The following is a 12,651-nucleotide window of genomic DNA, read 5'->3' as shown; positions in this document are numbered from 1 at the left end:
AACAATCACTTAGCAAACTTTTGGCTGTTTTTTACACGAATCCCTGCCGACCCTCTTTATGCGTCATAATATGTAGTCTGTACTACGATAAATGGCCATTACCCACGATAATCATCACTTATCGCGAGTACGTCAAGTGTGGGGTAGGGCGCCGCAGTAGGAGGTTGTTCCCATGGCACGAGGCATCACTCAGGAACAGGTCAATGCCGCGATCGAGCAATTGTTGATCTCCGGCGAGCGGCCCACGATCGAGCGGGTCCGATCCACTCTTGGAACCGGATCACCGAACACACTCACCCGCATGCTTGATGTCTGGTGGCAGGGTCTTGGCGAGAGACTGACCGCACAGCGTCGCTCGGCTGCCGTACCAGACGCGCCAGCAGCGGTCGTGGATGCCGCGGCCGCCTTTTGGAGTGCAGCTCTGCAGGCGGGTAAGGCGCACGCGGAAGCGATCGTGACCCCAGAGCGCGCCGCTTTGGCTGAGGAACGGAAGGCTATGGAGATCACGATCCAGCGGGAGCGCTCTGCTGCCGAGACATCTGAGCGCGCCCGGCAAGCGGCCGTTGCAGCCGCTGAAGGGGTGCGGCAGGCGCTCGCCGTCAGTGACCAGCGGGTCGCCGATTTGTACAGGCAGGGGGCTAAACTCGAAGCTCGGATTCAGGACTTGACTGTGCGAGGCGACGCCCTGGACGCCCGCCTCCGGCAGACGCTGGCCGAAGCGGAGAGTGCCAGAGCCGCAGCCGCAGCCGAGCGCGCTGAGTTGCAGGCCTACGTTCGCCGAGTTGAGGATCGGGCCCATGCCGAGGTAGATCGACTCCGTCAGGAGCTCAAGGCCGCCAAAAGCGAGCGTGCTGCGGCGGCCCGGGAGCACGCGGCAGCGTTACAAAACGCAGAAAAGGCGCGACAGGCCGCCGACGCCGCCAGACAGTTTGCGGAGCGGGAGGCCGCCGCTGCACAGGCCAGGTTGAAGGTGATTGAGCGCCAACTCGCCCGCCCAGCGCCTGGCGTTGGCAAATCCGGCACATCTGGGCGTCGAGGCAGACAAGATGCTTAACGCTTACCGGTTCCGTTCGGACGACCAGCCATGTTTGCGCCGAGGTGCGGCAGAGAGCCACGTGGTCCAAGTTTGACGGCACTTCGCGTCGCTTCAGCATCGAACGCTGCCCGCGCCGAGGAGCCTTGGCGCTGGAGGTGGCCCGCCTATGGTGCGGTCGACGTCGATGCTTGCGTGATCCTGGCTCAGGTCTTTCGGCACTGCGCGATGACGGTCTAGGTTTCTTGGCTTCGATGCTTAGAGTGTTGGCGTCGGCGGCCTAGGTTTCTTGGCGGTGAACACATTTAGCGGAGCTTACGGAGACAAGAACACCGCTGCACCCCGTCGATTATACGCGTATAATGTATATTATGTCCAATCTTGGCGAGTCATGGCAAGTGGCCTAGATCAACAGCTTGCGCGTGCTCTATAGGGTCTGAACTGGCAAAGGCTCGTGCAACCACTCGATTATCGTCAAACACCCGAGATCACCCTGCTCTCGGTCAGCAATGGCGCCGTCTCGGTACGCACGACACTCGCTGCTAGACTTCTGGGCCCTGAGGAATCATTTCCCCATGCCCAACCCGCAACCAGCAACAGCCGAGAGCATTCAACGTGCGGCGCGGATTCTCCGCGACGGTGATCTGGTCGCTTTTCCAACGGAAACGGTCTACGGGTTGGGCGCGAATGCCTTGGATGCGGATGCGATCGAACGCATCTATAGGGCCAAGGGGCGTCCGCGCAGCAGCCCCCTGATCGCACATGTCGACAGCGTCGAACAGGCCCAGTCGCTGCTGGCGGCCTGGCCCGAGGATGCCCAGAAACTTGCGGACGCCTTTTGGCCCGGACCGCTGACCCTGGTGCTACCGAAGGCCGCGCAGGTGCCCGACGCGCTTACCGGCGGTCTCGGCTGGCTGGGGGTCAGGCAGCCGGCGCACCCTGTCGCCCTGGAATTGATTCGAGCGACCGGCCAGCCGCTCGCCGCTCCGAGCGCCAACCCTTTCATGCAGCTGTCGCCCACCACGGCCGAACACGTCGCCCGCGGCATGGGTGACGCGGTCGGCATGATCCTCGACGGCGGCGCCTGCGCGTTCGGCATTGAATCGACTGTCGTTCGCATCAAGCCCGGCGAAACCCAACTGCTGCGTCCCGGCGCGATTCCCAGGCTGCTGATCGAGCAGGTGTTGGGGCACGCGGTGGTGGATGCGCAGGTGCCCACTGACGATGTACACGCCTCGCCGGGACAACACCCCCGGCACTACGCACCGCGTACGCCACTGATGCTCGCTCAGACCGGCCAGCGGCTGCCGCCGGGGCGCGGTGCGCTACTCGCCATCGATGCGCCCTTCCCGCCTCCGGCCTGCGATCTCATCCGCATGCCTGCCGGCGCGGAGCAGTACGCGCGCCAGCTGTATGCCGAGCTGCACCGTCTCGACGACGCGGGCTATGACTGGATTGCGGTGCAGACACCGCCTGCTTTGCCAGATTGGGCTGCAGTGCACGACCGCCTGCAGCGCGCGGCACATCCAGCTTGAGGCCGCTTCCAGTGCATGACAGTGAGCGCCGCTGACATGGATCTCCTGCTGCACGCCTCGCGCGTTCTGGGTGTCGACGGTTGGCTCGATGACGCCGCCGTCGGTGTGGCCGGCGGTCGCGTGGCCTGGCTCGGCCCTGCCCTGCATGCGCCCGCAGCGAAACAGGTCGTCGATCTCGGCGACTCGCTGCTGGCGCCTGGCTTTGTCGATCTGCAGGTCAACGGCGGTGGCGGCGTTCTTTTCAACCAGGACCGCAGCGTGGACGCACTGCGATGCATCGCTGCCGCGCATCGGAGGTTCGGCACCACGGCCCTGCTGCCCACCTTGATCAGCGACACGCGGCTGGCCATGCGCGAGGCCATCGAGGCTGCTCGTCGCGCCGTCGACGAAGGCGTGCCGGGTGTCATCGGCCTGCACCTGGAAGGGCCCTATCTGGCCGCGGAGCGCCGGGGTGTTCATCGCGCCGAGCACTTCCATTCGCCAGACAGTGAGGACATCGAGTGTCTGCTGACGCATGCCCTGCCCCATCTGCTGGTGACGCTGGCGCCCGAGGCCGTCTCGCTGTCCGCGATCACCCGCCTTGCCGAAGCCGGCATCCGGCTCTCGATGGGGCACACCGCAGCCAGTTTCGAGCAGGCCGAAGCCGCGATCAGTGCAGGAGTGCGCGGCGCGACCCATTTGTTCAACGCCATGCCGCCCTGGGCCGGCCGCGCACCCGGCGCGCTCGGCGCCAGCCTGCTGTCAGCCGAGACCTGGTGCGGCCTGATCGTGGATGGACATCACCTGCATCCTGCGAGCGTGAGGCTGGCAATGCGGATGAAGCCCGGTCGCTGCTTCCTGGTGACCGACGCCATGCCGCCGGTTGGCAGCGCACAAGAGGCCTTCGATCTCGATGGGCGCAGGGTTCTGCGTCGCGGCGATCGACTGGAGACCGAGGACGGCACGCTGGCCGGTGCCCTGCTCGATATGGCGAGCGCCATCAGGCGCTGTGTCCAACAGACGGGCGCGCCGCTCGAGGACGTCCTGCGCATGGCTTCGACCTGTCCTGCGGATTTCCTCGGCGCACCGGATTACGGGCGCATCGCCCCAGGGGCGCGCGCGGACCTTGTCGAGCTTTCTCCAGGCATCGAAGTGCGCTCGACGTGGATCGGCGGTCGGCGCGAGTTTGCCGCCTGAGATCAGGCCAGATACCGCCATCGCGGCGGTGATGCATCACCGCCAGGCGTCGAGCAACCAGTTCAATGCGATGCCGCAACGGTCCAACAGCATCGAGCTGACGCTTTGTTATGCGTGTAGCCAGAAAGGCAACGCACAAAAGAAAAGAGACCATGCTTGCGCATGGCCTCTTTGCTTGACGCTTGGCGTCCCCACGGGGATTCGAACCCCGGTCGCCTCCGTGAAAGGGAGGTGTCCTAGGCCTCTAGACGATGGGGACTAGGAAGGTGGTGGAGCCAGCCGGGATCGAACCGGCGACCTCTACAATGCCATTGTAGCGCTCTCCCAGCTGAGCTATGGCCCCACGTGCTGGAAAGACGCGCATCTTAGGGACGAAAATCGAAACCGTCAAGCAGGTTCGATGATCTTTTTTCTAGGCGGCGCTGCCCTCGTCCGCGAGCTTGCGCGGGCAGGCCTCGACAACGCGCAGGGTGAAGCGCGAATGGCCGCGCTCCTCGAGGTACTCCAGCCAGCGTCCGAGGAAACTGTTCATCCGCATACGCGCATCCACGAGCTCACGCGCGGCGCCGCGCAGACCGAGCAGATCCTCCCAACGCTGGCTGACTTCGCAGTGGGTGACTTCAGCCAGGCGCGCGTCGGTATAGACGCGAACCATCGCCGACGGGTCGCGGCGCCCACTGGTCGGATCGACCAGTCCGTACGTGAGGCGCAACTCCAGCGTATAGCTGTGGCGCTCGATCACTTCAAGCTGCAGCTCGATGCCATCGCTGGCGAGCGACCGGTAATGGCCTGGCGCGAGATCAAGCAAAGGAAACAGCCGCACCAGCCGCCAGTAGTTGTCGGCGTAGCGGTCCATGAGCTGGCCCAGGCGATTGGGCAGCGCGGTGACAGGCAGGACGGAGAGTCTGGACATGCGCCGGAGACTAGCACGCAGCCCGTGGCGTCCCGCGTGACCTTTGGGGGCCTGCGCGTCGCACTGAAAACAAACCGAGACGACCCGCGCGCCAGGCAAAGCAGCTTCGATTCAATCCCGAGGACTCGCGCTGTCGTGCGCGCGTAGCGGCCGATGCAGTGAGCGTCCGGCCCGATTCCCGCGAAAGGAAGCTCCCTTCCGTGCGGACTCAGTACAGCTGTCGCTCGATGCCCAGTGTCGACATCAGCTTGCTGGCGATCTCTTCGATCGAGGTGTGGGTGGTGCTGAGTACGGGCAGGTTCTCCTGCCGGAACAGCGCCTCGGCCTGTGCCACTTCGCTGCGGCAGGTTTCGATCTTCGCGTAGCGGCTGCCGGGCCGGCGCGCCTCGCGCACCTGGCGCAGGCGCTCGGGGTCGATGGTCAGGGCGAACAGCTTCTTTCGATAGGGGCGCAGACGCTTGGGCAGTTCCCTGCCCTCCAGGTCTTCCTCGGTCAGCGGGTAGTTCGCCGCCTTCACACCGAAGTGCAGGGCCAGATAGAGACAGGTCGGTGTCTTTCCCGAGCGGGAGACGCCGACGAGGATGACGTCGGCATCGTCGTAGTGCACATCGATGCCGTCGTCGTGGGTCAGCGCGTAATTCGTCGCGTTGATGCGCGCTTCGTAGGCGTTGTAATCGACCACCGCATGCGCCTTGTTGACCCGCGGCTGCCTCGGCTGGGCCAGCTCGGCTTCCAGCGGGCTGATGAAGGGCCTGAACACGTCGAGAATCAGAGCGCCGCTCTCGGCGATGATGTCGGTCAGCGTGCCGTCGACCACGGTGTTGACCACGATCGGGCGCTGGCCGCACAGCGCGCCGCGCTGACGGATGCGCTCGGCGGCCTGCTGTGCCTTGTCATAGGTGTCGACGAAGGGGATGCGCTGGGTGTCGAAGCTGACGCCCTCGAACTGGGTCAGCAGCGCATGGCCAATGGTTTCGGCGGTAATGCCGGTGCCGTCGGAGATGAAGAACACCGGGCGCTGCGAGCTCATCCGCTATCTCCTTGATTTCAGGTGCTTGCGTCGGACTGGACTGGAATTGGCCTTGTGCCGCCCTGACGCGGCCAGCATCATACGCGGCCTCTGCTGCCGCGCCGCAGCATTTGAAACAGATCACGCTTTCCATCCCCAAAGGAGCCCTCCCCTTGAACGCGCACGTGCTCTGGCTGCATGAGCTCCGCCTGTCCGACCTGGCCCAGGTCGGGGGCAAGAACGCCTCGCTCGGCGAGATGATTGGCCACCTGAGCGGTCTCGGCGTGTCGGTGCCCGGCGGCTTTGCGACCACGGCGTCGGCTTTCCAGGAGTTCATCCACGAGAACCAGCTCGCCGAGCGCATCCAGGCCAAGCTGGCGTCCTTTGACGTGGAAGACGTCGATGCGCTTGCGGCGGCCGGCCAGGAGATCCGCGGCTGGGTGATCGATGCGCCGCTGCCGAAGGCCCTGGATGCGGAGATTCGCAGCGCCTACGCGCGCCTCTGCGACGAAGCCGGCGCACAGGACGTCTCGGTGGCCGTGCGTTCCTCGGCCACCGCGGAAGATCTGCCCGACGCCAGCTTCGCGGGCCAGCAGGAGACCTTCCTCAATGTGGTTGGCGTCGACGCTGTCGTGCATCGGGTCAAGGAGGTCTTCGCCAGCCTCTACAACGACCGCGCCATCGCCTATCGCGTGCACCACGGCTTCAAGCACGAGGACGTGTTCCTGTCTGCCGGCGTGCAGCTGATGGTGCGTTCGGACATCGGCGCTTCGGGCGTGCTGTTCACTCTGGACACCGAGAGCGGCTTCCGCGATGCGGTGTTCGTGACGGCAAGCTATGGTCTTGGCGAGATGGTCGTGCAGGGCGCAGTCAATCCCGACGAGTTCTACGTCTACAAGCCGACCCTGCGTAGCGGCAAGCCGGCCGTGCTGCGCCGTCAGATCGGCGCCAAGCAGCAGCGCATGGTGTATTCGGATCAGCCCGGCGAGCGCGTGCGCATCGAGACCACACCCGAGGCGCTGCGCCGCAGCTTCTCGATCACTGACGCCGACGTCGAAGAGCTGGCTCGCCAGTCTCTGACCATCGAGGAGCACTACGGCCGTCCGATGGACATCGAGTGGGCCAAGGATGGCAACACCGGCAAGCTCTACATCGTGCAGGCGCGCCCGGAGACCGTGAAGTCGCGTGCCCGCGCCACCCAGATCGAGCGCTTCCATCTGTCCGGCAAGGCCGACGTGCTGGCGCAGGGGCGTGCCATCGGCCACAAGATCGGAAGCGGAACGGCCAAGGTGATCCGCTCGCTCAAGGACATGAATCGCGTCGAGCCCGGCGACGTGCTGGTCGCCGACATGACCGACCCCGACTGGGAGCCGGTGATGAAGCGCGCTTCGGCGATCGTCACCAACCGCGGCGGCCGCACCTGCCATGCCGCGATCATCGCGCGCGAGCTGGGCGTGCCGGCGGTCGTCGGCTGCGGCGATGCCCTGGATCGCATACCGGATGGCGCACGCGTCACGGTGAGCTGCGCCGAAGGCGATACCGGCCTGATCTACGACGGTGAGCTGGCCTTCGAGCGTATCGTCACCGATCTCGAGAACATGCCCCCTGCCCCGCTCAAGATCATGATGAACGTGGGCAACCCCGAGCGCGCCTTCGATTTCGCGCAGCTGCCGCACCAGGGCATCGGCCTCGCGCGTCTTGAGTTCGTCATCGCACGCCAGATCGGCGTGCATCCCAAGGCGCTGCTGGAGTACGCCAAGCAGCCGGCCGACATCAAGGCCAGGATCGACGAACTGTCCGCCGGGTACGCCGACCCGGTGAGCTTCTACGTCGAGCGCCTGGCCGAGGGCATCGCCACGCTCACGGCGGCCTTCGCGCCGCATCCGGTGATCGTGCGCCTGTCGGACTTCAAGTCGAACGAGTACGCCAACCTCATCGCCGGCACCCAGTACGAGCCGCACGAAGAGAATCCGATGATCGGTTTCCGCGGCGCCAGCCGCTATGTCGATCCGAGCTTCCGCGACTGCTTCGCGCTCGAGTGCCGGGCCATGAAGAAGGTCCGCGACGAGATGGGTCTGAGCAATGCCTGGGTGATGATCCCCTTCGTGCGCACGCTGGAGGAAGGCCGCAAGGTCATCGAGGTGCTGGAGGAGAACGGCCTGAAGCGTGGCGAGAATGGCCTCAAGATCATCATGATGTGCGAGCTGCCCTCGAACGCCCTGCTGGCCGAGGAGTTCCTGGAACTGTTCGACGGCTTCTCGATCGGCTCGAACGACCTGACCCAGCTCACCCTCGGCCTGGACCGCGATTCCGGCATCGTCGCGCATCTGTTCGACGAGCGCGACGCGGCGGTCAAGAAGCTGCTGTCGATGGCCATCCGCACCGCGCGCGCCAAGGGCAAGTACATCGGCATCTGCGGCCAGGGCCCGTCGGATCATCCGGACCTGGCCGAGTGGCTGCTCGACCAGGGCATCGAATCGGTGTCGCTGAACCCGGACACCGTGGTCGATACCTGGCTGCGCTTGGCGAAGCATAAGGGCGCCTGACGGCGCCCTTGGGATTGGGGATTCGGGATTCGGGATTCGCGGAAGCCGCGCGCTTCGTCCCAGATGCCTCTGCCTCAACCAGCGCTTTTCGGAGGGCCCGCATGCGTGGGCCCTCCGCGTTTGCAGGCCGCCCTAAGCGCGACGTGCGGCGGGCCACCTCGCACCCACGAGTCTCGCCGCAACCCGCTCCTTCAAATCCCGAATCCCCAATCCCGAATCCCGGCCTTCAGGCCACTCTGTAATTCACCGGCCCCAGCAGGTCGATGCCGCACTCCAGCTGCTCCAGCCAGCTGAGGAAGTCACCGATCGCAGCGCCCCGCATCGGCAGGCCGTGCTGCGGCACGATCATGGCGGGCTTGAGCTTTCGGACCATGCCAGCCCACAGCCGGCAAACGCGATTGCCGGCCATGTAGCGACGATGGAAGCCCTCCATGCGGCCCACCATGGAGGCGAAGTCCTCATACGGCAGGTAGGGCGTACCGGCCGACACCATGGATGAGCCGACATCGCCCGAGAACAGGATGCGGCTGACCGGATCCCAGAAGCTCAGATTGCCGACCGAATGCAGGAAGTGCGCGGGCAGCGCGCGGATGTGGCTGCTGCCCATCGGGATCTCCATGCCCTCGTCGGGCACCAGGAGATAGCGGTCGCCGCCGGCGCCCTTCTGGTAGTGCGGCACGCTGTGCGGGATGAAGCGCCCCCACAGTTTCGAGCACACGATCGTGCAGTCGCTGTACATCAGCCAGCGATCCACCGAACCGATGATGTCCGGATCCTGGTGGCTGGCGAGGATGTAGGTGAGGTCACGGGTCTGCACATAGCGCGACACCGCCAGATTGAGCGGGGTGTAGAGCAGCGCACCGCCCGGGTCGATCAGCGCCGAGTGGCTGCCGTGCACCACCAGGAACTGATTCGCCTGCACGCCATCGTCGCCGCGCACCAGGTCGGGAAACACCACGCACTTGTGCTCAGAGGTGCTGAACAGCTCGACAGCCATGGACGCGCTCCGGAATCGATTGAGCGCGGAGTCTAGGCAGCCGGGAAGATCGCACCTTGATCAGACGCAAGCTCGCCGAGTTCGATTCAAGAACGCGGGCGGCTTGCGAGCACGGACCTGTCGTTCAGTCCTCGATGAAACGCACTCGGCGGGTGATGCCGCAGGCGAGCTCGTAGCCCAGGGTGCCGGCGCTCGCGGCCACCGTTTCCACCGGCAGGCCCCTGCCCCAGGCGACGACGGGTGTGCCTACCTCGGCCTCGGGCAAGGCATCGAGATCCACCGCCATCAGATCCATGGACACCCGGCCCACGGTGCGGGTCAAGGCGCCACCGACCCAGACCGGCGTGCCCGAGCCTGCGTGGCGCGGATAGCCGTCGCCGTAGCCGATCGCGGCAATGCCGATGCGCATGGCAGATGGCGTGACAAAGGCCCCGCCATAGCCGATCGCCGCACCGGCCTCGACCTGCTTCACCGAGATCAGGCGGGTCGACAGGGTCATGGCAGGCGCAAGGCCCAGATCAAGTCCGGACTGGCCCTCGACGGCCGAGAGCCCGTACAGCGCGCCGCCCGGGCGTACCCAGTGCCGATGGGCCTCGGGCCAGCCCAGCACGCCTGCCGAGTTCGACAGCGAATGCTCTCCGGGCAGTCCCGCGACGGCGGCGTCGAACCTGCGCATCTGCTCGCGCGTCGCCGCCGAGCTGAATTCATCCGAGCGCGCGAAATGGGTCATCAGCACGATGTCGTCGTGGACGCCCGTGAACGCGCGCAGGCGTGCATGCACTTCGGCGGCGTCCGTCGCGGGAAAGCCCAAACGGTGCATGCCAGTGTCCAGCTTGAGCCAGGTGCGGATCGGGGAGCCGCCCGGGTCCGATTCCAGCAGCTGCAGCTGGCTGGGATGGTGGATGACCGCATCCACCTGCAGGCGCCGCAGCAGCGCGAGGTCGTCCGGCTCGTCCGGCCCGGAGAGCAGCACGATGCGCTGCGACAACCCGGCTGCGCGCAGGCGCTCGGCATCTGAGAGCGCCGCCACGCCGAAGGCATCCGCCCCCTGCAGGGCGCGCGCCACGCGCTCCAGGCCGTGGCCGTAGCCATCCGCCTTGACCACCGCCATCACCTTGCTGCCCGGGGCTCGGCGCCGGATCAGCTGCAGGTTGTGGCGGAGCGCGTCGGTGTGGATGGTGGCCGAGGTCGCCCGGCTCACTCGAAGCTCCCCGCGTAGCCTCCGGAGGCGAGGTTGTCGAAGCGGGTGTACTTGCCGTGGAAGGCCAGTTTGACCGTTCCCGTCGGGCCGTGGCGGTGCTTGCCGATGATGATCTCGGCCACGCCCTTCTCGCCGGATTCCGGGTGGTAGTACTCGTCGCGGTAGATGAAGACGATCATGTCGGCGTCCTGCTCGATGGCGCCGGACTCGCGCAGGTCGGCCATCACGGGGCGCTTGTCGGTGCGGCTTTCCAGCGAGCGGTTCAACTGCGAGAGGGCGATCACAGGCACGTTCAGCTCCTTGGCAAGAGCCTTCAGGCTGCGCGAGATTTCTGAAATTTCGGTGGCGCGGTTCTCGCGATTGCCCGGCACCTGCATCAGCTGCAGGTAGTCGATCACGATCAGGCCAAGGCCATGCTCGCGCGCCAGGCGGCGGCAGCGTGCCCGCAGCTCAGTGGGCGACAGCGCCGGCGTGTCATCGATGAAGATCTTGGCTTCCGACAGCATGGTGATCGCGTGCGTCACCCGGCTCCAGTCCTCGTCCTCGAGCTGGCCGGTGCGCAGCGACTGCTGGTTGACGCGGCCCAGCGAGGAGATCAGACGGAAGGCCAGCTGCGAGGCCGACATTTCCATCGAGAACACGGCCGCCGGCTTCTTGGTCTTGAGCGCCGCGTACTCCGCGACGTTGAGCGCAAACGAGGTCTTGCCCATCGCCGGACGTGCGGCAAGGATGATCAGGTCAGAGGGCTGCAGTCCCGCGGTGTGCTCGTCGAAGTCGATGAAGCCGCTGGGCAGGCCGGTGATCTTGCCCTGGTTCTGGTAGCGCTCCTGCAGGACGCGGAAAGCGTCCTTGACCGCCGCGCGCATGCTCTGGAAGCCCTGGCGCCCACGGCTGCCGGCCTCGGCGATGCGGAACACCTGCTGTTCGGCGACTTCCAACAGCTCGCGCGCAGGGCGGCCCGCCGGCTGGTAGCCGTCATTGGCGATGTTGGTGCCGATGTCGATCAGCTGCCGCAGCACCGATTTCTCGCGCACGATCTCTGCGTAAGCGGCGATGTTGGCGGCGCTGGGCGTGGTGCTGGCCAGCTCGACGATGTAGGCGCCGCCGCCGACCAGCTCGCTCTCGCCCTGGCTGTCGAACCATTCGCCCAGGGTCACCGCATCGCAGGGCTGGCCCTTCTCCGCGAGCTGGCCGATCGCTCGAAAGATCAGCTGGTGGTCGCGGCGGTAGAAGTCTTCCTCGGTGAGCTTGTCGGCGACCTTGTCCCAGGCTTCGCCGGACAGCATGAGGCCGCCCAGGACCGCCTGCTCGGCATCCACCGAGTGTGGCGGCACGCGCAGGCCGTCGGTGCGCTCGTCATGCGAGGGGAAACTGCGTTCGGGCTTGCGCCCGGGAAAGACTGCGGCCATGGGCTTGGGATGCTCTGCGGCGGATGCGCCGGAAGGGCGCAGCACGCGGACCGAGGATCATACGGAAGCTCAGGACCGCGCCGTTGCGCATAAGACTGTGGATAAGCTGGGCACATCTCAGGATCTGAGACAGGGAGACGTGCGGGGCTGCCCTGCCCTCCGCGACCTCGACCGCGCCTGGGCGCGAGGGCTGCAACCGCAGGAGCGCCAAGACCGGGCCCAACGAAAACGGGCGCCTCGCGGCGCCCGTTTCGGATCACGCGATGCTTGAAGCCTGATCAGGCTTCCGGCACCACGATGACCTTGACCGTCGCTTCGACGTCGGCGTGCAGGTGCACGACCAGGTCGAACTCGCCGACGCGGCGGATCGGGCCTTCGCCCATCACCACTTCGCTCTTCTCCAGCGGCAGGCCGGCAGCGGTGAAGGCCTCGGCGATGTCGCGCGGGCCGACCGAGCCGTACAGCTTGCCTTCGGTCGAGGCGTTGGCGGCGATCGTGACGCTCGCGCCTTCAAGACGCTCGCGACGGGCTTCGGCACCCGCCGACAGCTCGCGCGCGCGGGCTTCGTACTCGGCGCGGCGCGCCTCGAACTCGGCGACATTGGCGGCGGTAGCCGGCACGGCCTTGCCCTGGGGAACCAGGAAATTGCGGCCATAGCCGGGCTTCACGTTGACCTGGTCGCCCAGGTTGCCGAGGTTGGTGACTTTCTGCAGCAGAACAAGCTTCATTGGGTGCTCCTGATCGTTAGCGGCGCTCTTGATGTCGCCGCAGCCCTTGGGCTGTCCGATGGATGGGTGAGCAGGCCGGGGCGCAGGCGCCCCGGCACGGGCTC

Annotated in this window: 10 protein-coding genes and 2 tRNA genes; 4 read left to right on the top strand and 8 right to left on the bottom strand. The window is 66.1% G+C overall.

The annotated features are described in order from the left end of the window. Positions 1 to 172 precede the first annotated feature (172 nt). From Q0654_RS05810 to nagA, 3 genes are all read left to right on the top strand, one after another. Complete coding sequence (locus Q0654_RS05810; RefSeq protein WP_298851455.1) at positions 173 to 1,054, top strand: DNA-binding protein; 882 nt, start codon at positions 173 to 175, stop codon at positions 1,052 to 1,054. 554 nt (positions 1,055 to 1,608) lie between these two features. Continuing rightward, on the top strand, positions 1,609 to 2,568 hold the full coding sequence (locus Q0654_RS05805) for an L-threonylcarbamoyladenylate synthase (protein ID WP_298851453.1): 960 nt from the start codon (positions 1,609 to 1,611) through the stop codon (positions 2,566 to 2,568). 36 nt (positions 2,569 to 2,604) lie between these two features. Beyond that, complete coding sequence (gene nagA / locus Q0654_RS05800; RefSeq protein ID WP_298851451.1) at positions 2,605 to 3,744, top strand: N-acetylglucosamine-6-phosphate deacetylase; 1,140 nt, start codon at positions 2,605 to 2,607, stop codon at positions 3,742 to 3,744. 183 nt (positions 3,745 to 3,927) lie between these two features. On the opposite strand, the gene Q0654_RS05795 is transcribed toward nagA, so the two are convergent. The 4 genes from Q0654_RS05795 to Q0654_RS05780 all read right to left on the bottom strand — a co-directional run bounded on the left by Q0654_RS05795 (position 3,928) and on the right by Q0654_RS05780 (position 5,687). Then, positions 3,928 to 4,003, bottom strand: a tRNA-Glu gene (locus tag Q0654_RS05795). A gap of 8 nt (positions 4,004 to 4,011) precedes the next feature. After that, positions 4,012 to 4,087: transfer RNA gene (locus Q0654_RS05790), tRNA-Ala, on the bottom strand. A 69-nt stretch (positions 4,088 to 4,156) separates the two neighbouring features. After that, a complete protein-coding gene (locus Q0654_RS05785) occupies positions 4,157 to 4,657 on the bottom strand; it encodes a DUF1249 domain-containing protein (RefSeq protein ID WP_298851449.1) in 501 nt (166 codons plus the stop codon). A 208-nt stretch (positions 4,658 to 4,865) separates the two neighbouring features. Then, a complete protein-coding gene (locus tag Q0654_RS05780) occupies positions 4,866 to 5,687 on the bottom strand; it encodes a pyruvate, water dikinase regulatory protein (RefSeq protein WP_298851447.1) in 822 nt (273 codons plus the stop codon). 152 nt (positions 5,688 to 5,839) lie between these two features. Between Q0654_RS05780 and ppsA the strand changes: the two genes are divergently transcribed. Next, the gene (gene ppsA, locus Q0654_RS05775; protein WP_298851445.1) at positions 5,840 to 8,212 is read left to right on the top strand and encodes a phosphoenolpyruvate synthase; all 2,373 of its coding nucleotides are present in this window, start codon (positions 5,840 to 5,842) and stop codon (positions 8,210 to 8,212) included. Positions 8,213 to 8,438: 226 nt separating this feature from the next. On the opposite strand, the gene Q0654_RS05770 is transcribed toward ppsA, so the two are convergent. The 4 genes from Q0654_RS05770 to rplI all read right to left on the bottom strand — a co-directional run bounded on the left by Q0654_RS05770 (position 8,439) and on the right by rplI (position 12,547). After that, positions 8,439 to 9,209, bottom strand: coding sequence for an MBL fold metallo-hydrolase (locus Q0654_RS05770; protein ID WP_298851443.1), 771 nt, complete (start codon positions 9,207 to 9,209; stop codon positions 8,439 to 8,441). Positions 9,210 to 9,333: 124 nt separating this feature from the next. Then, positions 9,334 to 10,410: an alanine racemase gene (alr, locus tag Q0654_RS05765; RefSeq protein WP_298851442.1), complete on the bottom strand. Its 1,077-nt coding sequence runs from the start codon at positions 10,408 to 10,410 to the stop codon at positions 9,334 to 9,336. Next, the gene (locus tag Q0654_RS05760) at positions 10,407 to 11,819 is read right to left on the bottom strand and encodes a replicative DNA helicase (protein WP_298851440.1); all 1,413 of its coding nucleotides are present in this window, start codon (positions 11,817 to 11,819) and stop codon (positions 10,407 to 10,409) included. Before Q0654_RS05760 ends, alr begins: the two co-directional genes overlap by 4 nt. A 278-nt stretch (positions 11,820 to 12,097) precedes the next feature. Further along, complete coding sequence (rplI, locus tag Q0654_RS05755; RefSeq protein ID WP_298851438.1) at positions 12,098 to 12,547, bottom strand: 50S ribosomal protein L9; 450 nt, start codon at positions 12,545 to 12,547, stop codon at positions 12,098 to 12,100. Between the last annotated feature and the right edge of the window lie 104 nt (positions 12,548 to 12,651).

Source organism: uncultured Aquimonas sp. (assembly GCF_937888285.1).
Taxonomy (GTDB): Bacteria; Pseudomonadota; Gammaproteobacteria; order Xanthomonadales; family Xanthomonadaceae; genus Aquimonas.
This window is presented reverse-complemented; position numbering and strand designations above follow the sequence as displayed.